Here is a 23,542-nt window from a genome sequence, read left to right on the forward strand (position 1 = left end):
AAATCATGAAAAGAATACTTATAATAACTCTATCCTTCGCAGCACTCATAATGACATCGTCATGTGATGATGGTCTGGAAGAATTAAATGTAAATCCTAATAATCCAGAATTTGTATTGACCAATACTATATTCAACTATGGGACTAAGCGGTACTCCGATATTACCCGAGATGAATTTAATATGGGAAGACTGGATTTAAACTGGATGGAATATTGGGGCCAAACGGCCTATGCAGATGAAGATCGATATTTATATCGTGAAACTTCAGCGACCAGCATATATCAAAATTCCTATTTTATTGCTACAGAATTTAAAACGATTATTGATTTAAATTTAGATCCTAAAACCGTACCGATCGTTGCCACAGTTGGAAACAATGAAAATCAAATCGCTGCTTCTCGAATTATGCTCGCGTGCATATTCAGTGACCTTACAAACTTTTTTGGGGATGTTCCTTATTACTCTTACGGCACGCAAGATCCTGATTTTCAAGCCCTACAGATTGATAATGTAAAATCGCCTGTATTTGCATCACAACAGAAAATTTATGCAGATATCCTAAAAGAATTAAGAGAATCCGCAGATATGATTAATGTAGACGAGCCTGTTTTCACTAGTGGTGATAACATTTTTAATGGTGATGCAGCTAAATGGAAAAAGTTTGCGAATAGCTTGATTCTAAGAATTGCAAATCGATTGAAAGCCGTCGAGGCTGGTGCGGCTAATACCGCGATTGCTGCCGCAATAGCATCTGGTGTTATGACTTCAAATGATGACAACGCAGTCCAATTATACGAATCATCGGATGCGAATGCCTCACCTTTTTGGAGAGCATTTATATCAAGAACAGATTTTGCTGTGGCAGCTCCATTTGTTGATCTATTAAAAGGCAAAACGGGTAAGTATGGTGCTGATCCACGTCTTTTTGAAATGGCAGCACCGAAAGCGGCTAGCATTAATAGCGTAAAGGCCGGTGATTATAATATCAGTGCTAACCCAGACGATTATCAAGGCATACCCTTTGCTTTCCCTGTTACTAACCTATTGCCACGAAGTACTTATTCCTATATGAGCAGTAAGGTGTTACGTCCAGACTTCGGGAGTGTATTGATGGAATATGCGGAAGTACAATTCCTGCTTTCGGAAATAAACAATTTCGATCAAACCTTCTACGAAAATGGCGTGCGCGCTTCTATGGAAAAATGGGGTGTCCCAACTGGAGCTATCGACGCTTTTGTCGCAAGGTTACCAGCGGCGAATTTGGAAAATGTCATTACCCAAAAGTATGTTGCTCTTTATATGCAAGCGCATGAAGCCTGGGCTGAATATAGAAGGACAGGATTCCCCAATACAGACATTCTACTTCTACCAGGTGAATCGTACACATTACCTGCCGACCAAGCAGCAGCGTCTAAACTTACTACCTATGAATTTAAAGCTGCTCCCAATTCATTAGACCTGCCTTTTAGAATTCGTTATCCTCAAACTTTACAAACGCTTAATGGTGAAAACCTTTCTAATGCAGTTTCTAAATTACCGAATGGAGATACCGTTTTAAGTAAGTTGTTCTGGGACATTAATTAGAATAAAATCATATTAATAAAAAACCCCTTCAGTTTAAAAAACTTTAGGGGTTTTTTCATACAATAAATTGATATTTGTATTGATTAAACTCCTACTTTTTTATCTTTCGTTTTTTACAAAGCTTGTCAAAATAAGAGCGTTTATTTTATACCTTTGTTGCCATGGAACACGAAACAACTATTTTTGGAATCAGAGCGGTCATAGAAGCCATTAAATCTGGTGAAAACATTGATAAAATCTTTTTACAAAAAGGATTACACGGCGAATTATTTACTGAACTGGAACAGCTCTTGCACAAAGAGCGATTAAACTCTTCTTATGTTCCTGTTGAAAAACTGAACCGACTGACCCAAAAGAACCACCAAGGCGTGGTCGCACAAATTGCACCCATCAGTTTTTACCCTTTGGAAGAGTTGGTAACAAACGTCCTAGAATCTGGTAAAACTCCTTTATTTTTACTTTTGGATCAGATCAGTGACGTGCGCAATTTTGGCGCCATTATCCGTACTGCCGAATGTACTGGTGTTTCAGGAATTATCATTCAGAAAAAAGGTGGCGCGCCCGTTAATGGAGATACCATTAAAACCAGTGCCGGTGCCATTTTCAAAATCCCAATTTGTAAGGTAGACCATATCAAAGACGCTGTTTTCTATATGCAGTCTTCTGGCGTTAAAGTGATTGCCGCAACTGAAAAAACAGATCAGAATCTTTACGATGTGAATTTCACTGAACCTTGCGCCATCATTATGGGATCGGAAGGGAAAGGGATTAATCCATCCATCTTAAAAATTGTGGATGACAAAGCCAAATTGCCAATTTTGGGTGAGATTGAATCGTTGAACGTTTCTGTGGCGTGTGGAGCGTTTTTGTATGAAGTGGTGAGACAGAGGATGTAGATTGCAGATTGTTGATTGACGATTTTTGATTTTTGATTTTTGAAGTGGGATAGCCAACTCATATTCAACAATCGACGAAGATCCGCATTGCTGCTATCCTTAAACTATAACACAGAGTTGCACTAAGGAAAATCAAAGCTGCACAAAGAGCTTAGACCTTAATTTTTGAAGTTAAGCGTATTCGGACGTAAAGATTGTTGATTGTTAAAGTTAAACTTATTAGTATTGACATAGGAAAAGCCTTAGTATTCGAAATAATTAAAGATGTTCGGTTGCAAGTTCCAAACGAATCACGTTGAGATTTCAAGATGCTTAATTAACTCTTTGGATTCTCCTTGAAAATATAATTTACTCTTGGAGTGATCGCACTTTCTTCAACTTGGCTACCGAGCATAGTCGAAGTATCGATTTCACCTTCAATTTCATCTTCGAGTTCAAGTTCAATTACATTTTCAGGTTCCAAATTCTCGATAAAGTTTCCCTTTTCGTCAAAATGCCTCAAAAAAGGATCGTCATCTTCATTATACGAGGGTTCTTGCCATACGTAACGTTCTGGTTTGGCAATGGATTTTCGGAATATTACTGCAAACAATAAACCTGTTATGAGTCCGCCTAAATGCCCTTCCCAAGACATGCCATCCTTAATGGGAAACACATACCAAATCATGCTTCCGTAGAGAAATATAATCATTAAGGATAATGCGACCAACCGAAAATGTTTGGCAAAAATTCCTTTAAAAAAGATAAAACTAATGAGGACATAAATAAGACCACTCGCACCAATATGGTTGGCAGGCCTTCCGATAAGCCACGTAATTAACCCAGAAAGCAGTACACCATAGAGCAAGACTTTCCATGCAATGGGCCTGTAAAAATAAAACAAAGCCATAGTCAGCACCACTATTGGAATACTATTGTGATAGATGTGTTCAATGTCTCCGTGAATGAGTGGACTTAAGATTACCCCTCTTAATCCTGTCAAGGTTTGAGGAACGATGCCCAACGTTTTTATGATGGGAAAAAACCGAACCTGTAACCAAAACACTACCCAAATAAGCATCAAAAAGAAGACGGGATAGGCCACGACGCTCGTTGAATATTTAAACTGTTGTTGATTGCTCATGGTTAAATTTAAAGGTTTCTTATCAAATTAGACTCCATTTGTTCGAAATATGAAAAATTGTCATCTATTATGCGAACATGAAGTTGAAATTGAAGTTGAAGTTGAAGTTGAAATTGAAGTAGAGCATGATATCTCATCTGGTTTAAATTCAATGGTCAAAATAAATCGAAATAAGAGTTTTTAAATGTTTTGAACCAAAACAAAACTTGGAAGAAGGATACCAAAAAAATCTTATGATACCGAACAACTAGACAATAAGGCCAATAACTTTTAAAGACTTTAATACCCATTGAATCTATTTCTGAAAATTATAACGTCGCTGCATGAGTGATGGAGCGGTTTGTTTGAAATCCTTTTTGTTTTTTTTCAAAACAAAAAGATTGAGCCGCGAGAGCACGACTTTTTTGTCCTTCACAAAAAAGGCATGCCCAAAGGAATTAAGACCGCTTCGCTTTGAAAACATCGTTTTGCAATAGTGTAACGCCTTATTAATTATTTCAAAGGAATTGACGTAAATTTGTATTATGAACGCACCATTGGCAGAACGATTACGACCAAAATACTTAAAGGATTATTTGAGTCAATCCCATTTGATTGGCGATAAAGGGGTTTTAACTCAACATATCAAACACGGTGTGATTCCGTCGATGATTTTTTGGGGGCCTCCAGGAACGGGAAAAACGACCTTGGCGAATATTATTGCCAACGAATCTAGCCGTCCATTTTACAAATTGAGTGCTATTAATTCTGGTGTTAAAGACATCCGGGAAGTGATCGACAAGGCGAAACACAGTGGCGGACTGTTTACGGCCAAAAATCCATTATTGTTTATTGATGAGATCCATAGATTTAGTAAATCGCAACAGGATTCGTTATTGGAAGCGGTTGAAAAAGGTTGGGTAACGCTGATTGGCGCCACTACTGAAAACCCAAGTTTTGAGGTTATTCCCGCGCTCCTCTCCCGATCTCAGGTATATGTGCTGAATTCTTTTGACAAAAAGGATTTGGAAGCTTTATTAAACCGAGCCCTTACTGAAGACGAAATTCTCTCAAAACGTGACATCCAACTCAAAGAAACGGAAGCATTATTGCGACTATCTGGTGGCGATGCCCGTAAGCTTTTGAATATTTTTGAGCTCATCATTACGTCATATGGCGAAGACGAAAAGATTGTCATTACTAATGCTAGTGTTCTCCAAAAAGTACAGAGCAATACGGTGCGCTATGATAAAACTGGGGAGCAACATTACGATATTATTTCGGCATTTATCAAGTCCATTCGTGGGAGCGATCCTAATGGAGCGGTCTATTGGCTGGCACGAATGATTGAAGGTGGCGAGGATGTCAAATTTATTGCCCGACGCATGCTTATTTTAGCCAGTGAAGATATTGGCAATGCGAATCCGACGGCTTTGGTAATGGCGAATACGACTTTTCAAGCTGTTTCGGTCATTGGGCATCCGGAATCACGAATTATATTGAGTCAATGTGCCACCTATTTGGCAACGTCTCCAAAAAGCAATGCGGCTTATGAAGCTATTGGAAAAGCGCAACAATTGGTTAAACAAACGGGCGACTTGTCGGTGCCTTTATCGGTCAGGAATGCACCAACCAAACTCATGAAAGAATTGGGTTATGGCGATAATTACCAATACGCGCATAGCTACGAGAACAACTTTGCGCCACAGGAATTTCTTCCTGACGAAATCAAAAACACGCAGCTTTACAGTCCTGGAAATAACGCCAGAGAAAATGCGCAACGTGAGTTTTTAAGACAGCGTTGGAAGGATAAGTATGGGTATTAGAGGGGAGGACTTAGAGTGTAGATTTTAGAGGGTAGATTTTAGAGGGTAGAAAATAGAATATAGAAAATAGACATAAAAAGATCGTTTTAATGAATTCGGTCAGATCACGGGTCAATGGACTAAAGTGCTATAACAGCACTAAAAACATACTGGCGCGGATTTTTAAAAATCTAAAAGTCTGCTACATTCGTGAAATTTACAGTAATAAATTAGAGCTAGCATTCTCAGTGTACGAGTAAGTTCGTGAAAATCCGTGAAATTCGTGTCAAAACTTTTTAGAGGCTAAAGTGAGATGCGCTAAGTCTGATCTACATTCTGGCGGGCTTTTAACTACATTTGAGACCAACAAAATTCCCCAATCTTGACAATAATCGAGATTGGGGAATTTATTTTTTTAAAGAATGTTTAAGTTTAATTAAACTTCACATTCAGGTTTTTCATGGACACTCCAGAATCATTGGCGGTTGAAACGATCCAAGCGTTGTTCATTTTATAAACAATGGCATCTTGCCCTTTAACGATATATACATCTTCCTTACCAGAAAAAACCAAGTGATAAACTACTTTAGAAGATGCATCTGTTATGGTGTAACCGTTTTCAACCGGGTTTGCAGATAAGACTTGAGATTTTGCATCTGATTTTGTAGGCTCATTTATCTTAGGCTTTACTGCTTCTTTTACTTCTGACGGGACTTTTTCCACCTGTACATTTTTAGCGACCTCTGTTACCACAACAGCATCTTGAATTTGTTTATCCTTTAAGGCCTCAACTTCTCTTTTTAATCGTTCGATTTCTGCTTGAGCTTTAGATTCATCAGCAGCTACAGAAGTCTGACTTGTGCCTTTTGACGTGATAGTAGCGCTTGGTTGATAGGTATAATTAAGGTCGTCTAAACTCTTAAAGGCATCCCGCAACGCAAGATTATAAACCTTGCTATATTCTTTCTCTCTGGATTCGCCGATTTTTGAAGAAAGCACCGTTTTGTTATTGCAATCTTTTAAATGCACTTGTAATTTGGTATTTAAAAACGCCTTATGCTTTTCAACATCCGCATACAAAGCGAGACAACGGTTATTGTTCAGATCTTCAGGAAACTCAGCATCTGCCATTAAAGTGGTAAATCCGAGTTTTTCAAATAAAAACTTCGTCAAAGAGTTGACTTGATATTGATCGGGTTCATTTAAAAAATTATAGGAGGTTGGTACAATGACATATTTATAGGCATTGACACCTTCTTGAGAGATCCCTTTAACATTGAATAACATTAAAAAGACGCATATACTTAATACTGATTTCATAGGATACTTGGATATATTAATTTGAGTATAAAGATAACATTTTGAGTATTAAAAAAAATATTTAAACTTTAGAGGTATAGTTTAATTTGTGACAAATGATTGATTTGCTTAATGTGGGGTTGTGTTGGATCTTTTCTGTAATTAAAAAAAATAGCATCATAACCTACATTCAAGGCTCCTAAAACATCCGCTTCATAATTATCGCCAATCATGATACTCTCATGAGATTGCGCATTGGCGATTTTTAGCGCGTGATCAAAAATTATAGGATTTGGTTTTTTCACACCTGCCATCTCGGCATTGGTAATGGTTTTAAAATAGGAGGTAATGGCAGAAGAGTTCATCTTTTTCAGTTGTGCCTCTTCAAAGCCATTGGTAATGATGTGCATTTGGTATTTGGGCTGTAAATACTGCAAAAGCTCAAGTGTACCATCAAAAAGATGACTATAACTTGACAAATATTTAATATAATCCACAGACAGATTATGGATCAAGGTCTCATCGACACCAAACCCGATTTCTTTAAAAGTATCCCGTAATCGGCCATAACGCAACTCCATTTGATCAATTTCGTCATGGCTGTAGCGTTTCCAGTATCTCAAATTCACAGGTTCATAAACTTCAAGAAACGTCTCTAAACGGAGATCAAGATTGTGCATCTTAAAAATTTTACCAAAAGTCAAGGCCGAATTTTTATCAAAATCCCACAGCGTATGATCCAAATCAAAAAAAACGTGTTTAATAGCTTTAATCTTCATCTACTGATTCTAATACCATTTTAAATAATTCCCGAAATCCATTCCAGCGCTCCAAATCACTAAAGGCATAATTGTGAAACACGGGAATAAACGTTCCATCAACGTTTTTCACTTCCTGAATTAACCGTTGTAAATCCTGTTTTTTGTCTAATAGGGACTGCCGCTTTAAAAAGGCGAAATCCACACAATTAAACGGATTAATTTGCAAGGGAGTTTGTATTTCAAAATCCAAATCATAAAACTGAAACGGCGTACAAGTCCCTGCCCTAAATCCCATATAATTGATATACCCCATTGTAAAATCCTGTTTAACTTCCAACTCTATGAGGTTTCGATAAGTTTCCGGCAAATTCAACTTCGAAAACGAATTTCTTGAGGCTTCCAAAGGGTAATTTGTGGTCGCTTCCATGGTTCGTTTTTCCTTTTTAAGCATTTCCATATCATCTAAAGCCAAAAAAGATACTTTTAACCCAACTTTGCAATAATCGCCCACATATTTAATAAGCGACACAAACCTTTTTTTGTTGATGTTGATGTTTTTGTCGTAAGTTGAATATTCACCTATCAAGAAAAACACGATAAACTTATTAGGAGTTTGCTTTTGTTTGGTCACGATCCATTTGAACGTATCATAAGGATCGCGTTTAAAACCGGCCAAAGATTGAAACCGTTGGTAAAACTGTTTTAATTTTAACGTGAACAGATCATTTAACGCCCCGCCAAAAGTTCTCAATAAACCTTTCTCCTTAAAATAGTAGGCCATGGGGACATCAATAACTGGCTGTATATTGTATTTCCGAACAGGAAACTCAAAATCTGGAAACTGCCTTTGAAGAGCGTTCTTAAATTTATAGGCCCAAATATCGACGACAGGTTGGTGCAAAAAGCCTTCCTTGAAAGCTAGACTTTCTGTCGCTAAAAACCGACCATATTCATCTTTTACCTGCGGTAAATATTCCTCATATCGGCTCAGCAAGTAAAATGTAGCCGCAAAAATATCAAAGGGCAAACTACTTTTTTCAGAGGTTGAGAAAAAACATTTTGTGGTACCCCAATCCTGAACATTGATGTCCAAATCAGACAATCCTTGCTCAAATAATAATTCATGACTTCTTATAAATAACTCACTACTCAAGGGCGTTTTAGTATAGGAAATTTTCACGCTGTCATGTGCGATAAATTCCTCAATCTTGGTTGTGAAACTTACAGGAACATTCAAAATGCGCAAGACAACATGCTTAAAAGCATAGGTTAATCGCGGGGTTATTTTATGGGTATAAACTAGTAACATTGACTTTTGTAAATTCCAAAGTTAAAAATTCCAAATTCCAAACCAGGAACTTTTCTAAAGTATTTGAATTTGGCAATGAATTAAATTTTAAGATTTTATTATGCTTACACTTTTAGAATTTATGGTTTTTTCATTATTCCTCATGTTCAAGAGTTAAGCAAACTTAATTTCTTTAGCTAGAGACAAAACCTTTGGAATTTGGAGTTTGGAGTTTGGGAATTGGGATTTAACCATTGAGTTTTATAACATTCCCTCATCTGCAAAACTAAAATATGCTTTTTCAGTAATGATCAGATGATCCAACACTTTTATATCCAAACTCTCGCCTGCATTTTTTAATTTTTGTGTGATTTGCTTATCGGCTTCACTAGGCTTTAAGGTTCCTGAAGGGTGGTTATGGGTTAAAATAATGCCAACCGCACCCACTTCAATAGCCGTTTTGAGCGCCAATCGCACATCGACTAAAGTTCCCGTAATGCCGCCTTTGCTCAGTTGGTTTTTTTGGAGGACTTTATTGGAATTATTCAAGTAGATGATCCAGAATTCTTCATGAGCCAATTCACCAATTATAGGTTGCATGAGTTCAAAAACCGATTGGCTCGAATCAATTTTATCCTGTTGCAACGCCTCTTCTCCCCTACGTCGTCTTCCCAATTCTAAAGCCGCTATGATGGTTATGGCCTTCGCTTCACCAATGCCTTTAAATTCCGTAAGCTGTTTAAGGGACAACTTTCCTAAAGCACTCAGATTATGATCGACACTCGCCAAAATACGTTTGCAGAGCTCAACAGCACTTTCATTTCTGCTTCCTGACGCTATTAAAATCGCCACCAACTCCGCATCACTTAATGCTGACTTTCCTTTATCTCTTAATTTCTCACGAGGCCGATCGTCTTGCGACCAGTTTTTTATGGAAAATGAAGGTTGTTTTTCTGACATAGATGCCAAATAAATTTTAAGTGGTTATTAAATTATTCATTATTACAGAAGTGCTCGTTTTTGTTGACAAAAAATAGGCAATAAATATTAAAGAAAAGATAATAATTGTAAATTTATAAACCAATTTATTAATGACATCGGATGCAAACTCTATTTGACCATAAAGCACATCAGGAAATTTTGATCCGCATTGACAATTTGACGGAAAAATCTAATCCTATTTGGGGTAAAATGGATGTGGCGCAAATGGTCAAACATTGTCAAATGCCGTTATTGGTGGCTACAGGAAAAATGGAACTTTCTGAAGACATAGGAATTTTAAAAAGAATGGTCTTAAAGTTATACAAACCCATAATGTACAATGACAAACCCTGGCCAGAAAACATCACTACACCCAAAGATTTCAAAGTGACTGACCAATATGTTTTTGCCGTTGAACGTGACAAATTAAAAGCCACCATTAACGAATTTCACAATAAAGCTTTAAACATGCATTGGCCAGAGCATCCGTTTTTTGGACATTTTAACACCGACCAATGGGGCCGAATGCAATACAAACACTTGGATCATCATTTACGGCAGTTTGGGGTTTGAGGTTTTTGGTTTCGAGTTAAATTTCAATTTCGTATAAAAAAAATATTAACACAATTTCATAAGATTCCCACCTTCGTGGGAATGACAACATGCCTAATTACCCACCACAACAACATCAAGATGACCATCGTGAGCACATGATTAAAGTCATCAATACGTATCCGTTGGCCATGCTTGTTTCCGTTAAGGACAACGTGCCATTGATTTCCCATTTACCTTTGATTTATTCTGAAGGAAAATTGATTGGACATTTGGATAAATATAATCCCCAAGCAGAATTATTAAAAGATAATAACGATGTTACCGTTATATTTTCTGGCCCGCAGTGTTATATCTCTCCAAGCATTTATAGCACCACACAATTACCAACCTGGAACTATATTAGGGTTCATATTAAAGGTAAGGTCAATGAAATCAAGGACGAGAAAACTATTAAGCAATCGATGATTGAGATGACCTCCTTTGTGGAAGCTCCCGACCATAAATACATCTTGGAACCTGATAATCCACGAATGGCACAATTCATCAATTATGTGAGAGGCTTTGAAATTGACATTACCCATTGGGAAGGCAAATTCAAACTCTCACAAGACAAAAAACCGAGTGATATTGAAAGCGCAAAAAACGAATTAATCCGTGCCAATCAGGAAAGTATAAAGGCATTTTTGGACGAGGTGTTTTAACTATATAACACCTACAGATGAACTTTCGCAAGAAGAGAAGCGCTCCACAATATTTTATCTTTAATCTATAAAAACAGACGCCATGAAAGCTATTAATATTACAAAATCTGGTGGCCCAGAAGTATTGCAATTACAGGAAAGCCCAAAACCAAAACCGGACAAAAATCAAGTTTTAATAAAAGTGAAAGCTGCTGGCGTGAATCGGAGCGACGTGATTACCCGACAAAATATAGATCTCTACGGTAAAACATCTCAGGAAACCTTGATTCCCGGCTTGGAAGTTTCTGGAGAAATAATACAAGTCGGCGAAAATGTAAAAGATAAAAAAATTGGCGATAAAGTCTGTGCTCTAATCGCAAGCGGTGGTTATGCCGAGTTTGTTGCAGTGGATAGTTCACATTGTCTTCCCGTACCCGAAGGCATCAGTTTAACAGAGGCGGCTGGAATTCCAGAAACGGTTTTTACGGTTTGGTTCAATGTGTTTCATTTGGGCAAGCTTCAGCCCGGCGAAAAACTATTGATACACGGCGGCACGAGCGGCATTGGCACCATGGGTTTACAAATGGCCAAGGCTTTGGGATTCAAAATTTACACCACTGCCGGAAGTGATGAGAAAACCGATTTTCTAAATAAAATGAATCTCGGAACGGTTATCAACTACAAAAAAGAAGCTTTCGAAAAAGTTTTTAAAGACGAAAAAATAGATGTCATATTGGATATGGTCGGCGGCGATTATACGCAAAAGAATCTTGAAATTCTTAATCAAAAAGGCCGTCTGATTAATATCAACGGGATGAAAAATATGGAGGTTAATATCGACCTGCGCACTATCATGAGTAAGAACCTGAACTTAACAGGAAGCTTTTTAAAGCCACAATCTGCCGAAGTAAAAACGCAAATTGCACAAGCGGTGGAGCAAAAGATTTGGCCCCTATTCCATTCCAAACAAATCCATCCTGTTATTTACAAAACATTCCCATTGAAAGATGCCGCAGAAGCACATCGTCTTATGGAAAACGGCAATCACATCGGGAAGATTTTATTAACCATGGATTAACAACGACGTCGCTTGATGCTGAACGGGTTAACACCTTGGTTTTTAAAACAAATGGTTTAAAATTAGATGCTGAATTAATGACAAAAAACATTGCAGCAGGTTGTATTTTCTAAATCAAGCACTTAAACAAAAGAAAATCTCTAAATTTACACATGTATAAAAGTCGAAAAAACACCCATATAAAATCACTGACTTTCCTAAAAAATCACACACTATAATCAAAAATTCAATTTTTAAAAAAACAATTATGAAAAATGCATTCCTAATCATATGCTTAATGTTGAGTGGTAGTTTAATGTTGGCACAACAAAAAATGACCCCCGAACTCTTATGGAAAGTAGAACGCCTAAGCGTAATGGGACTGGACAAAGACGGCTCAACACTTTTTTACGAAGCGAAAACACCAAATATCCAAGGAAACAATTTCGACTCCAAATACTATAAAATGCCTGTTACGGGAGGTATTGCTGTCGAAATAAAAAAAGAAGATGTTCAAGTAAAAGATAAAAACATTTCGCCTGACGGGAACTACAAATTGTTTCATAAGGAAGTTCACATTGAAGACATCGAGGGCAAAGATGTCTATAAAAACCTAGAAAAATCGGATGTGTATATTTTTTCAGATTTGGATATTCGCCATTGGGATACGTGGAAAGATGGAAGCTATAACCACTTATTCTATAAAAAAGAAGGTTCAGATGATGCTACCGGCACCGATATAATGCCTAATGAACCTTACCACACACCTCAACGACCTTTTGGTGGCGATGAAGATTATGTTTGGTCTCCCGATAGTAAAAGCATATATTACGTCAGCAAAAAACTAAAGGGGAAAGCTTACGCTACCAGCACCAATACCGATATTTACAAATATAATCTGGAGTCTAAAACCACTGAAAACATCACGGAAGCCAACAAAGGCTACGATACCAATCCTGCTTTTTCTTCAGGAGGTACTTTGGCTTGGTTACAGATGAAAACCGATGGCAATGAAAGCGACAAAAATGATATTGTTGTTTTAAATAATGGCGTGAAACAAAACCTAACTGTGAATTGGGATGGTACTGTCAACAGTTTTTTATGGGATAAAGACGGTAATAATATCTTTTTCACAGCGCCTGTTGATGGCACTATTCAGATTTTCAAGGTGAACTATCCTGGCAAAAAACGTATTGCTCCCGTAGTTGAACAACTTTCTAAAGGTCAATTTGACGTGACCAGTATCGTGGTTCAAAAAGACAATACACTTTTGGTTACAAGAACCGATATGAACCATGCAGCTGAGCTTTTCAGTTTTAATTTGAAGGACAAAACCTTTAAAGAATTAACGAATATTAACCGTGACTTATATGCAAGTATCGATCTGCCAAAAGTTGAGAAACGCTATGTAACCACAACCGATGACAAACAAATGTTGGTTTGGGTTATTTTACCGCCAAATTTCGATGCCACTAAAAAATATCCAACTTTATTATATGCACAAGGTGGGCCACAATCTGCTTTATCACAGTTTTATTCCTACCGTTGGAATTTCCAATTGATGGCTTCACAAGGCTATATTGTGGTTGCTCCTAACCGTCGCGGGATGCCAGGACATGGTGTCGAATGGAATGCAGCCATTAGCAAAGATTGGGGTGGTCAGGTTATGGACGATTACTTATCAACCATTGACGCTATTGCCAAAGAACCTTATGTAGACAAAGATCGTTTAGGCGCTGTTGGTGCCAGTTTTGGAGGCTACTCCGTTTTTTATTTAGCGGGAATTCACAACAAACGCTTTAAATCATTCATTTCCCATGATGGCGTTTTTGACACGCGAAGCATGTATGGCACCACTGAAGAATTGTTTTTTGTGAACAACGATTTTGGAGGAAACTATTGGGACAAAAACAATCCAATTGCCTTAAAAGCCTATAACGAGTTTAACCCAATTACCAACGTTTCAACGTGGGATACACCTATGTTGATCATTCAAGGTGGAAAAGATTACCGTGTGCCTATTGAGCAAGGTTTAGGTGCCTATCAAGCCGCGCAGATGTTAGGAATTAAGAGCAAACTCTTATATTTCCCTGAAGAAAATCACTGGATTTTGAAACCTCAAAATGCAATGGTATGGCAAAACGAATTTTTTAAATGGCTTAAGGAGACCCTTTAAGTGATTGCATCAACATAGTGAGTATTTAAATAAAGTAACTATTGTCCGATAAAAGAACCAAGACCACTGCGTTGATATAACATAGAAAATAGACTTTTGTCGTAAATGATTGAAAGCGTATGATTTATTTTTAAACTTACTTCTAAAATTAATGTCTTTTATAAGTGTTTGCAAAAAAGACAAAAGAAGCTTGTAATCGAATAAAACTTTAGAAACCTTTATTTATAATTTATAGAAGCCTTTGCAACATACTGAGAGTTTTAATCGGACAACAACAAATAAAGTATAATAATTAAGCACGAAGGTGTCGTATAATATTTCAACAGACTGAAAGTCTGCTGCCTTCGTGAAATTTATAGTAAACAATTTACACAAGATTTTCTTTGATGAGTGAATTTGTGAAAATTCGTGAAATTCGTGTCAAAATTTTTCGAAGATAAAGTACATACCTGCCCGATTAGTTTCAGGCAGGAGTTTTAACTTAATTTGAATCTAATAAATTAAAACGATGAAAAATCAAGTAGCCATAATCACTGGCGGAAGCGAAGGTATTGGTCTCAGTATCGCTTCTGCCTTGGCAACCCAAGGCACCCATGTTTATTTAGTATCAAGAACACTAGAGAAACTGGAAAAAGCTAAAGAGAAAATCCTTCAACAAGGCGGAAAAGCAGATATTAAATCGGCGGACATTACCAATATCGACGCCATGAAAGACGTGATTGAAAGTGTTTACAAAACCCATGGCCGTCTCGATATATTTATCAATAATGCTGGCACTTGGCAAGGTAATTCATTGGATACTCCCTTTGCGGATATATGGAAACTGATAGAGCTCGACATGAAAGCGCCTTATGAAATAGCACACTATTTAGCGGGCCGATTTAAGGAAGAGAAAAACAATGACTTAAGAATCTTGACCATTGTTTCTCAAGCGGCACTTCAAGTATTAGGTAATTCTCTTGGCTATGGCGTTGCTAAAATGGGGCTTGCTGCAGGACTATTTCATATCGAAAAGGAACTACAAAAAGAGGGGATTCAAAATGTTAAACTATATCGATTATATCCCAACACTGTCGCAACTGAAAAAATGATGGATGCCGTTAGAGCTAACCAGGTAAAAGATGCGGTCAGCCCAGAGACAGTGGCGGATACTGCTATTGATTTACTTTCCGATACAACACCTACCAGAGATGCCCGTATCGGGTATTATATCGACAAAGGAATTGTAAGAAGCTACTATCCATCAACTCCTCAAGATTTTTATCATCCCGCAGAAATCATTGAAGACGTAATAGATCCTGATTTTACAATTCAAGATTTGTTAAAGTAATATTATTCGTTGGCTGGCTTATGATTAAATGGCCCCCAGAACGCCCGCATGGAAACGATTTTACCGGCTTCGTCAAAACGGAATACATCAATGATATCTGTGACCATTGGAACGCCATCTACATTCATGCGTAACTGAAAAGGGAAGGCTATTTCAACTCCAGCAACACGAACCTGTCCAGTACGAGTAAGCACTAGGTCCATGTTAACGGCCTTCGAGTAGAATTTGCGCAATTCCACCTTACCAGTAATGACATCGCTGCCAACGGGATCTTCAACAGTTGCATTCTCAGCATAGAGCGATAAAATACCCTCTAAATTTTTTTCATTCAAATAACGCAAATAACTATCGGCAACATCACTATACTGTTGTGCAATCACAAGCTCCTTTTCTGAATCCGTCATTTTATTACTCTTTCTTGAACCACAACTCACAACTAGCAATCCAAATACCAGAGCTAAAAACAGAGGTAAGATTTTTATTTTATGCATTTCTTGTTTTTTTTTATCAGCTTCAAATTTACAATAATTTATTTCTCAGCTGGATTAACAATTGTAGAAATCATTTTTCCACTAAGTAGATTTGCTTCCTTTAAAACACTTCTGAATTTGGCGTTCCATTTTTTAAGCGGAAGTTAACGACGGATAAATTTCGGACATAAAACTCCCATTTACAGATGTCAATAGCTCAATTTGTTTTACCTTTATTTATTTAGAAATAAATTTAAGAAAGATGAGAATCGATGTGGCATTTTAGCATCTATTCGATTGATTTCTAGCTCATTTAAAAAACAGTAACGTCTTGAGAAAAAAACCTTAAAACCTGATTTTATTTCCAAAGACCGCTTCGCATTTAAAAGAAGTGTTAACTAAATTCAACTGATCATAATGACTAAAAACAGCGTCAAAATATTTTTAAGAATTGCCATTGCACTCGGATTTTTATCGGCGGTTGCCGACCGATTTGGACTGTGGAGCAAAGAAGTTTCGGCATGGGGAACTTGGGGTAATTTTGTACAATACACTGAAGTCATAAATCCTTGGTTTCCGAGCGCCTTAGTTCCAACCCTTGCAATTATTGCCACAGCAGCCGAAATTGTCTTTGCCATTTGTATCCTGATTGGATTTAAAACAGAACTATTTGCAAAATTGAGCGGACTTCTTTTACTAATTTTCGCGTTTTCCATGACCTTTTCAATCGGAATAAAAGGAGCCTTCGATTATTCCGTATTTATTGCATCTGCCGGCGCTTTTGCATTAAGTACGATGAAACAAAAATATTTGGAGTTAGACCAAGTCATCAGCAAATAATCTCGAACACTAAGTCCTTTTGAAACCTATTATTTCGCCTTTTCTTGAGGCGTATGCTTTAATTGATATTCGGGCAAATCGAATAATCGCGTTAAATTTTCTGGCATAATAACGAAAGGATTTGGAGTTAGCTATAGGTTTTGAAAGGGAAATTATAGGTTTTTATGGTGGTATTATTTACCGTAGTTTCTTTAAAAACCTCGCGTTCTTGTATTTGCTTATGATGCGTGACTTCTTCAAGTTCTAAAATTGGAGACAAACAATTATCGTAATCCTTACTTAAACTTGCCCATTCGTCTCTTGTTTTAGTTTTAAAAAGCAGTTCTAAATCTTTTTTGGGAAAAATGCCGTTGATAAGTTCCATTTCTGATTTTGCTATCCATTCTGGTTTTTCAACCATTTGACAGAAGTCATTCCAGAATTTGAGTTCTAAAGCGCCCAATGCCATCCATTTTCCATCCAAGCAATCATAAACATTATAATTGACAAGCATACCGCTTAGAATCGGTGTTTGTTTATACGATGCTCCCCCTTGCGACATACTATGGGCAATGGCGTTTATTGGAATAGTGGCATCCAGCAAACTCAAATCGATATACTGTGGTTTTTGCTGCATTTTTTGAGCCAACAAACCTGAAGTACATGCCGAAAGCAACATATAAGAACCTCCTGCAATATCGGCGATTTGAAAACCGGGAATCACAGGTTTTCCTTGTTCATCTCGGTTTAAATCCAATAGCCCTGAAGTCGCTAAATAATTAATATCGTGACCTGCTTTTAAATGCAATTCTCCTTTTTGCCCATAACCTGTTACGGAAACATAAACTATATTGGGATTTATTTGTTTTACAGTTTCAAAATCTAAATTAAAACTCGCCATTGCTCCTGGACGAAACTGTTCTATCAATACATCTGCCGTGGCTATTAATTCGAGTGTTTTTTGATAACCTTCTTCTGTTTCATAATCCACAATAAGTTGTTCTTTAGAATGGTTCAGCATATGAAACATGACTGAACTACCCTCTATTTTAGGATCATAAAATCGCGTATAATCTAGACGTTTGGGGCCTTCTATTTTGATGACTTGCGCGCCTAATTGACTCAAAAAATGAGTGCCTAAAGGCCCAGGAAGCAAGCGTGTAAAATCAATAACGGTAATACCTTGTAATGGTTTGGTTTCTTGCATTAATTTTGTGGTTTTTTTGACACGAATTACACGAATTATCACAAATTCACTTGTACCCTGAAAATGGGAGTGTGAATATTTATTATAGATCTCACTAATGAAACAGACATTCATCCTGTTTTTAAATCTCTGTTGGTCTCAAAATAATTTAAACCTCAACTAGAATGTTTGTCAAATTGGTGTATGTGTCTAAAAGGTTGACACGAATTTCATTATTTTCACAAATTCATTCATTCCCTGAAAATAAGTACGCAAATCAGTTACTATCGATTTCACTAATGTAACGGACTTTCAGTCTGCTAATAAACTATACCACTTTAGTTTTATTCCATTGGTGTTTAGTCCTTCTTGCGTATGGCTTTCATTTGAGCAAACAACTCTTTGAAAAGTCCTCTGGCCACTACTAATTTCATGATTTCATTGGTACCCGCATAAATCCGTGCGACACGATTATCGGCATACATTCGTGCAATCGGATATTCCCACATATAGCCATAGCCGCCAAATAACTGCAAACATTCATCCACGACTTTACTGTGCATATCCGTTGCCGAGAACTTGGCCATAGAAGCACTTTCCGCGGAAAGTTTGTGCTGTGCTAAATCTTCTGTACAACGGTCCACAAAAGCTTGATGAATTTGTAATTGTGCTGCAGCCTCGGCCAATTTAAACTGGGTGTTTTGAAACCCTGCAATAGGTTGTTTAAAAGCCGTCCTGGTCGAGGTGTATGCGATGGTGTCTTCTATGGCACCTTCAGCGCCTCCGATGGCTGACAAGGCTACAGACAAACGCTCGCGTGCTAATTCGGTCATCATGATCACAAAGCCTTCGCCTTCTTTGCCTAATAGGTTTTCCTTAGGAACTTTTACATTATCAAAAAACAGCTCACAAGTATCTTGCGCTTTCATTCCTATTTTTTTGAAAGGAATCCCTTTTTCAAACCCGTCCCATTTGCTTTCCATAATTAATAAAGAAACGCCTTCATTCGGAGTACCTGAATTTGTTTTTACTGCAACAATGGACATATCGGACAGATACCCGTTGGTTATAAATGTTTTTTGTCCGTTCACCACATAATGATCGCCTTTATCAATCGCAGTCGTGCGGATGGCCTGCAAATCTGATCCGCAATTAGGCTCGGTCATTCCAATGGCTGTGATCATTTCGCCAGTGGCCATAAGTGGTAAGTAGTGCTCTTTTTGAGCATCGGTACCATATTTTAAAATATAGGGCGCCACGATATCGGAGTGCAATGAAAACCCAGGTCCGCTAATTCCTTTTTTAGCTAATTCTTCAATAAATAAAGCGCTAAAACTAAAATCTAATCCTGAGCCTCCGTAAGCTTCTGGCATATCCATACACAGCAAGCCTAAGTCGCCCGCGCGTTTCCAGATGTCCCGACTGACCATACCTTGCTTTTCCCAAGTTTCCATTTGAGGCAAGATTTCGTTTTTAATGAAATCCTGAATCATTCCGCGCATCATTTGATGTTCTTCTGATGCATATATTTTTCGTTCTAATAATACGGTTTGTAACATGGCTTCTTTATTTTGCTGTTGCTGTTATTTTGGTTGATTTTACATTATTTGTGTCTGTCATTTTTTTATGATTTCCACTTGGCCTATTACATAAGACGAAAGGACATAAGACTTAGGGTTTATTCGTTACTAATACACATTTTTTGGTCTCATAAATATTTGAAAATATGCACTTTAGCACATCTCGCTTTAGCTTCTATAAATTTTGACACGAATTTCACGAATTTCCACGAACTTACTGATATTCTGAGAATGTTGTTTCAAATTTGCCACGATAAATTTCACGAAAGCAACAGACTTTCAGTCTGTTTAAAAAACCTATAACACTTTAGTCCATAGTGATTTAGTTGTCTTTTATAAATTTGTTCTCAGAGAGCATCTTAATTAGTCTTATGTCATACGTCTAAAAGTCCTACGTCGGGATTTTTTCAAATTCGGAACACCATTAAACCCTCAACATTCATGGTTGAACTATTTAGTTTCTGTAAAATACACGATTGGTGCCCGCATTTTGAATACGCTCCAAAAGTGTTTCTGGTAATTGGAAGCGCTCGCCGTGCCTTTCAGTTAAAAAAGCCGCATAATCTTTAAATTCTTGAGCCCCTGTATAATCGATATAGGACATCACGCCTCCTGTGTAAATTGGGAATCCAAGTCCTAAAATGGATCCGACATCGGCGTCTTTAGGTTCTTTTAATACGCCACTATCCAAACACTTATAGGAATCAATGACCATGGCAAATAACAAACGTCTTCCTATTTCTTCTTCGTCATAGTCTGTTTGAACGGGATAAATGGCAGCCCACTCTTTCCAGAGGTGTTTTTTTTCACCTTTCGGATAGTCATAAAATCCTTTGCCTTCTTTTTTTCCTGTTCTTTGATGCTTTGTAACTATGGTCGTTAACGTTTTTTCCAATTCTTTTTCAAAATCTGACAGATTAGGATCTTCTCCCATAATATCTAACATGAGTTTTAAATTGACCTCATCGGAAATTGCCAAAGGCCCTACGGGCATGCCTAGCTTCTTCGCTACATTTTCTATAACTGCAGGTGGAATGCCTTCCGTTAACATGGCGATACCTTCGTTGACAAACTTCCCGAACACACGAGACGTGAAAAACCCGCGGCCATCGTTAACCACAATCGGCACTTTGCGTATTTTGGTCACATAATCTATAGCTGCGGCCAAGGTTTCATCAGAAGTTTCTTTACCGACAATGACTTCTACCAAAGGCATTTTATCTACCGGAGAAAAGAAATGTAAGCCTATAAATTTATCCGATCGCGACGACGCTTTCGCCAGCGCAGAAATAGGAATTGTTGACGTATTACTGGCATAAACAACTCCGGGTTTTATAACGGCTTCTGTTTCTTTTGTGACGGTGTTTTTTAACTGTTCATTTTCAAAAACAGCTTCGATAATTAAATCACAATCTTTTAAATCCTCCAAATTATCCGAAGGAATAATATGATCTAAAATTACTGATGATTTCTCTTGAGTTGATTTGTCGTTCTCTATTTTTTGCTGTTCAAGGCTTGTTGCATAAGCTTTCCCTTTTTCTGCGCTTTCTAAAGAGACATCTTTAAGCACCACATCTAATCCTGCTTTAGCTGAAACATAGGCAATCCCGGCGCCCATCATTCCTGCACCTAAAACGCCTACTTTTCTAAAAGTGGTTTGTTGAAAACCTTTTGGTTTCGCTTTTCCTTTGGCAGCATCGCCAATAAAAATGAAGGAGGCTCGAATAATGTTTTTAGTTTCTTTACTAAATAAGGTATCTACAAAATAACGCGCTTCAACTTCCAACGCATGATCTATTCCCGTTGAACTCCCATGATAAATAGCACTCAACACATTTTTAATATGAGGCATATTACCATGCGTTGTTTTATACGCCATCGCATTTGACACGGAATAAAACTCGGTAAATCCAGAAACCTGTCCGATCCCATTTGGAGTTCCAGGAACCACAAAACGTTTATCGTCCCAAGGCTGCTGTACTTCTGGATTTTTTAATATCCATGCTTTTGCTAAGGCATTAATATCGTCTTCTGGACTACAGATTTGATCGACTAATTTAACTTTTAAAGCCTGTACTGCCGTTAGTTGTCTAGATTGGGTAATATATTCAATCGCTTTTCGAGGGCCTAATAGTCGCAAAAAACGTTGCGTCCCACCTGCACCAGGAAATAATCCCACAGAGCATTCTATCAATCCCATGACATTTTTTGGATGATCGGTCATAATTCTATAGTTACAAGCCAGTGCAATTTCTAATCCGCCACCCAATGCCAATCCGTTCATGGCAGCCACCACTGGTTTTGGAGATAATTCCAATTGACGCATGGCACGATGTGTTTGCATGAGCATTTCGAAAGCGTCTTCTTTAGATTTATCATAATTTAAAAACCACTTCAAATCGCCTCCTGCAATGAAATCCTGTTTCGCCGAATTGATAACAACTCCTTTTACAGTGTCATCATTAAAAGCTTTATCTGTCGCTGTGAAAAATTCTATAACGGTTGCTTCGTTCATGATATTAACCGGAGCGTTGGCGACATCCCAAGTAATAAAAGCAATTCCGTCCGTATCTATTGAATATTTTATATGTTGCATTTTGTTTTCTTTTAAGCGATTACACACGTTCGATTATTGTAGCGATTCCCATGCCTCCACCCACGCAGAGCGTGGCTAAGGCGGTGCTTTTATCTTGCCGCTCCAATTCATCTAAAGCTGTTCCTAAAATCATACAGCCGGTGGCTCCTAAAGGATGCCCCATCGCAATCGCACCGCCGTTGACGTTGACAATGGAATGGTCTATTTTCATGTTTTCCATCAGACGCAAAGGCACGACTGCAAACGCCTCGTTGACCTCCCATAAATCAATATCAGAAGCTTTCATCCCGGCTTTGTATAATGCTTTTTTAGTAGCTGGCGTTGGCCCTTCGAGCATGATTAGAGGTTCTGATCCAATAATACTGCCCATTCTGATTTTTGCTCTTGCTGTCAAACCTAATTTCTGTCCAATTTCCTTGGTACCAATGAGCATTAATGCAGCGCCATCAACAAGCCCAGAGGAATTACCAGCGTGATGGATATGGTTAATTTGCTCGATTTCTAAATAGGTATCTAAAGCAGTTTGATCGAACAACATGTGTCCCATCATTTCAAACGCTGGATTTAATTTTCCTAAACCTTCTAAAGTAGTATTGGAACGAATATATTCATCTATGGGTAAGATTTCTAAGCCATTGATATCCATAACTGGAATGATCGATTTTTGGAATGCATTTTTCGCCCAAGCCGCGGTGGCTCTTTTTTGAGATTCTAAAGCAAAACGATCCACATCGTTTCGTGAATACCCATATTTTGTGGCTATTAAATCTGCCGAAATTCCTTGTGGCACAAACTTTCCAAAGGCTGCATCGGGTTCCATAACCCAAGCCGAACCATCAATTCCCATAGATACTCTCGACATCGACTCTACGCCACCTGCAATAATAAGATCAGACCAACCAGATATTACGCGAGCTGCCGCCTGATTTACTGCCTCTAATCCAGAAGCACAATATCTATTTAATGAAACAGCCGCCAAATGATCGCCGTAATTCGCCACCTGAGCCGCGACTTTAGCAATATTACCTCCCTGCTCGCCGGCTTGCGTGACACATCCTAACACGAGATCTTCTACATAAGACGTATCTAAATTATTACGCTGTTTTAATGCTGAAAGCAAAGTCGTTACTAATTGCACCGGACTGACTTGAGATAAACTCCCTGTGTTTTTCCCGATGCCTCGAGGAGTTCTTACAGAATCATAAATATATGCATCCATTGAATTCAATTATTAAAAGGTTACTAGGTGGTAACATGAAAGATAAAAAAATATGTGACCACATGGTAACGAATTTATGATAAAGATTTATATTTGTCAAATAAAATATTATAAATCTTCAAAATCGACATAAAACTTATAGTATGTAGATTACTA

General features: G+C 37.7%; 19 protein-coding genes. 9 read left to right on the forward strand and 10 right to left on the reverse strand.

From position 1 onward, the window contains the following. Window positions 1-5 precede the first annotated feature (5 nt). Window positions 6-1,586: a SusD/RagB family nutrient-binding outer membrane lipoprotein gene (locus ACOH2D_RS02720; protein ID WP_449534291.1), complete on the forward strand. Its 1,581-nt coding sequence runs from the start codon at window positions 6-8 to the stop codon at window positions 1,584-1,586. Between the two features lie 161 nt (window positions 1,587-1,747). Continuing rightward, window positions 1,748-2,482: a 23S rRNA (guanosine(2251)-2'-O)-methyltransferase RlmB gene (rlmB, locus tag ACOH2D_RS02725; protein ID WP_449534292.1), complete on the forward strand. Its 735-nt coding sequence runs from the start codon at window positions 1,748-1,750 to the stop codon at window positions 2,480-2,482. Window positions 2,483-2,798: 316 nt separating this feature from the next. Here the strand turns inward: rlmB and ACOH2D_RS02730 are convergent, their stop codons facing one another. Next, the gene (locus ACOH2D_RS02730) at window positions 2,799-3,605 is read right to left on the reverse strand and encodes a rhomboid family intramembrane serine protease (RefSeq protein WP_348036044.1); all 807 of its coding nucleotides are present in this window, start codon (window positions 3,603-3,605) and stop codon (window positions 2,799-2,801) included. A 524-nt stretch (window positions 3,606-4,129) separates the two neighbouring features. Between ACOH2D_RS02730 and ACOH2D_RS02735 the strand changes: the two genes are divergently transcribed. Continuing rightward, window positions 4,130-5,410: a replication-associated recombination protein A gene (locus ACOH2D_RS02735; RefSeq protein ID WP_348036045.1), complete on the forward strand. Its 1,281-nt coding sequence runs from the start codon at window positions 4,130-4,132 to the stop codon at window positions 5,408-5,410. A 411-nt stretch (window positions 5,411-5,821) separates the two neighbouring features. On the opposite strand, the gene ACOH2D_RS02740 is transcribed toward ACOH2D_RS02735, so the two are convergent. From ACOH2D_RS02740 to radC, 4 genes are all read right to left on the reverse strand, one after another. Further along, window positions 5,822-6,709, reverse strand: coding sequence for a hypothetical protein (locus tag ACOH2D_RS02740; protein WP_449534293.1), 888 nt, complete (start codon window positions 6,707-6,709; stop codon window positions 5,822-5,824). 68 nt (window positions 6,710-6,777) lie between these two features. Then, window positions 6,778-7,467 carry a YjjG family noncanonical pyrimidine nucleotidase gene (locus ACOH2D_RS02745; protein WP_348062830.1) on the reverse strand — a complete coding sequence of 230 codons (690 nt, stop codon included), beginning with the start codon at window positions 7,465-7,467 and terminating at the stop codon, window positions 6,778-6,780. After that, a complete protein-coding gene (locus ACOH2D_RS02750) occupies window positions 7,457-8,758 on the reverse strand; it encodes a polysaccharide deacetylase family protein (RefSeq protein WP_449534294.1) in 1,302 nt (433 codons plus the stop codon). The genes ACOH2D_RS02745 and ACOH2D_RS02750 overlap by 11 nt, the downstream gene beginning before the upstream one ends. Window positions 8,759-8,998: 240 nt before the next feature. Continuing rightward, window positions 8,999-9,697 (reverse strand): RadC family protein, encoded by a 699-nt coding sequence (radC, locus tag ACOH2D_RS02755; RefSeq protein WP_348038030.1) that lies wholly within the window; start codon window positions 9,695-9,697, stop codon window positions 8,999-9,001. 141 nt (window positions 9,698-9,838) lie between these two features. Between radC and ACOH2D_RS02760 the strand changes: the two genes are divergently transcribed. The 5 genes from ACOH2D_RS02760 to ACOH2D_RS02780 all read left to right on the forward strand — a co-directional run bounded on the left by ACOH2D_RS02760 (window position 9,839) and on the right by ACOH2D_RS02780 (window position 15,516). Further along, window positions 9,839-10,291: a DUF1569 domain-containing protein gene (locus tag ACOH2D_RS02760; RefSeq protein WP_449534295.1), complete on the forward strand. Its 453-nt coding sequence runs from the start codon at window positions 9,839-9,841 to the stop codon at window positions 10,289-10,291. Between the two features lie 89 nt (window positions 10,292-10,380). Next, window positions 10,381-10,974 (forward strand): FMN-binding negative transcriptional regulator, encoded by a 594-nt coding sequence (locus ACOH2D_RS02765; RefSeq protein ID WP_348038026.1) that lies wholly within the window; start codon window positions 10,381-10,383, stop codon window positions 10,972-10,974. A gap of 82 nt (window positions 10,975-11,056) precedes the next feature. After that, a complete protein-coding gene (locus ACOH2D_RS02770; protein WP_449534296.1) occupies window positions 11,057-12,031 on the forward strand; it encodes an NAD(P)H-quinone oxidoreductase in 975 nt (324 codons plus the stop codon). Window positions 12,032-12,278: 247 nt separating this feature from the next. Continuing rightward, window positions 12,279-14,186: a S9 family peptidase gene (locus ACOH2D_RS02775; RefSeq protein WP_449534297.1), complete on the forward strand. Its 1,908-nt coding sequence runs from the start codon at window positions 12,279-12,281 to the stop codon at window positions 14,184-14,186. A 508-nt stretch (window positions 14,187-14,694) separates the two neighbouring features. Then, window positions 14,695-15,516: an SDR family NAD(P)-dependent oxidoreductase gene (locus ACOH2D_RS02780; RefSeq protein WP_449534298.1), complete on the forward strand. Its 822-nt coding sequence runs from the start codon at window positions 14,695-14,697 to the stop codon at window positions 15,514-15,516. A gap of 2 nt (window positions 15,517-15,518) precedes the next feature. Here ACOH2D_RS02780 and ACOH2D_RS02785 read toward each other — a convergent pair whose 3' ends face one another. Then, window positions 15,519-15,920 (reverse strand): nuclear transport factor 2 family protein, encoded by a 402-nt coding sequence (locus ACOH2D_RS02785; RefSeq protein WP_348062859.1) that lies wholly within the window; start codon window positions 15,918-15,920, stop codon window positions 15,519-15,521. Window positions 15,921-16,403: 483 nt separating this feature from the next. Here ACOH2D_RS02785 and ACOH2D_RS02790 point away from each other — a divergent pair, with 483 nt between their 5' ends. Continuing rightward, a complete protein-coding gene (locus ACOH2D_RS02790) occupies window positions 16,404-16,826 on the forward strand; it encodes a DoxX family protein (protein ID WP_449534299.1) in 423 nt (140 codons plus the stop codon). A 127-nt stretch (window positions 16,827-16,953) separates the two neighbouring features. On the opposite strand, the gene ACOH2D_RS02795 is transcribed toward ACOH2D_RS02790, so the two are convergent. From ACOH2D_RS02795 to ACOH2D_RS02810, 4 genes are all read right to left on the reverse strand, one after another. After that, the gene (locus ACOH2D_RS02795; protein ID WP_449534300.1) at window positions 16,954-18,012 is read right to left on the reverse strand and encodes a CaiB/BaiF CoA transferase family protein; all 1,059 of its coding nucleotides are present in this window, start codon (window positions 18,010-18,012) and stop codon (window positions 16,954-16,956) included. Window positions 18,013-18,350: 338 nt separating this feature from the next. Continuing rightward, window positions 18,351-19,550, reverse strand: coding sequence for an acyl-CoA dehydrogenase family protein (locus ACOH2D_RS02800; RefSeq protein ID WP_348036959.1), 1,200 nt, complete (start codon window positions 19,548-19,550; stop codon window positions 18,351-18,353). Window positions 19,551-20,025: 475 nt separating this feature from the next. Continuing rightward, a complete protein-coding gene (locus tag ACOH2D_RS02805; RefSeq protein WP_449534301.1) occupies window positions 20,026-22,167 on the reverse strand; it encodes a 3-hydroxyacyl-CoA dehydrogenase NAD-binding domain-containing protein in 2,142 nt (713 codons plus the stop codon). A 19-nt stretch (window positions 22,168-22,186) separates the two neighbouring features. Beyond that, entirely contained in the window at window positions 22,187-23,386 is a 1,200-nt protein-coding gene (locus ACOH2D_RS02810; protein WP_449534302.1) for an acetyl-CoA C-acetyltransferase, read from the reverse strand. Between the last annotated feature and the right edge of the window lie 156 nt (window positions 23,387-23,542).

Source organism: Gelidibacter sp., from assembly GCF_053579655.1.

What these genes read in the sequence shown, in the direction of transcription:
- ACOH2D_RS02720 (WP_449534291.1), top strand. Translation starts at nt 6, where the DNA reads ATGAAAAGAATACTTATAATAACTCTATCCTTCGCAGCACTCATAATG.
- rlmB (WP_449534292.1), top strand. Translation starts at nt 1,748, where the DNA reads ATGGAACACGAAACAACTATTTTTGGAATCAGAGCGGTCATAGAAGCC.
- ACOH2D_RS02730 (WP_348036044.1), bottom strand. Translation starts at nt 3,605, where the DNA reads ATGAGCAATCAACAACAGTTTAAATATTCAACGAGCGTCGTGGCCTAT.
- ACOH2D_RS02735 (WP_348036045.1), top strand. Translation starts at nt 4,130, where the DNA reads ATGAACGCACCATTGGCAGAACGATTACGACCAAAATACTTAAAGGAT.
- ACOH2D_RS02740 (WP_449534293.1), bottom strand. Translation starts at nt 6,709, where the DNA reads ATGAAATCAGTATTAAGTATATGCGTCTTTTTAATGTTATTCAATGTT.
- ACOH2D_RS02745 (WP_348062830.1), bottom strand. Translation starts at nt 7,467, where the DNA reads ATGAAGATTAAAGCTATTAAACACGTTTTTTTTGATTTGGATCATACG.
- ACOH2D_RS02750 (WP_449534294.1), bottom strand. Translation starts at nt 8,758, where the DNA reads ATGTTACTAGTTTATACCCATAAAATAACCCCGCGATTAACCTATGCT.
- radC (WP_348038030.1), bottom strand. Translation starts at nt 9,697, where the DNA reads ATGTCAGAAAAACAACCTTCATTTTCCATAAAAAACTGGTCGCAAGAC.
- ACOH2D_RS02760 (WP_449534295.1), top strand. Translation starts at nt 9,839, where the DNA reads ATGCAAACTCTATTTGACCATAAAGCACATCAGGAAATTTTGATCCGC.
- ACOH2D_RS02765 (WP_348038026.1), top strand. Translation starts at nt 10,381, where the DNA reads ATGCCTAATTACCCACCACAACAACATCAAGATGACCATCGTGAGCAC.
- ACOH2D_RS02770 (WP_449534296.1), top strand. Translation starts at nt 11,057, where the DNA reads ATGAAAGCTATTAATATTACAAAATCTGGTGGCCCAGAAGTATTGCAA.
- ACOH2D_RS02775 (WP_449534297.1), top strand. Translation starts at nt 12,279, where the DNA reads ATGAAAAATGCATTCCTAATCATATGCTTAATGTTGAGTGGTAGTTTA.
- ACOH2D_RS02780 (WP_449534298.1), top strand. Translation starts at nt 14,695, where the DNA reads ATGAAAAATCAAGTAGCCATAATCACTGGCGGAAGCGAAGGTATTGGT.
- ACOH2D_RS02785 (WP_348062859.1), bottom strand. Translation starts at nt 15,920, where the DNA reads ATGACGGATTCAGAAAAGGAGCTTGTGATTGCACAACAGTATAGTGAT.
- ACOH2D_RS02790 (WP_449534299.1), top strand. Translation starts at nt 16,404, where the DNA reads ATGACTAAAAACAGCGTCAAAATATTTTTAAGAATTGCCATTGCACTC.
- ACOH2D_RS02795 (WP_449534300.1), bottom strand. Translation starts at nt 18,012, where the DNA reads ATGCAAGAAACCAAACCATTACAAGGTATTACCGTTATTGATTTTACA.
- ACOH2D_RS02800 (WP_348036959.1), bottom strand. Translation starts at nt 19,550, where the DNA reads ATGTTACAAACCGTATTATTAGAACGAAAAATATATGCATCAGAAGAA.
- ACOH2D_RS02805 (WP_449534301.1), bottom strand. Translation starts at nt 22,167, where the DNA reads ATGCAACATATAAAATATTCAATAGATACGGACGGAATTGCTTTTATT.
- ACOH2D_RS02810 (WP_449534302.1), bottom strand. Translation starts at nt 23,386, where the DNA reads ATGGATGCATATATTTATGATTCTGTAAGAACTCCTCGAGGCATCGGG.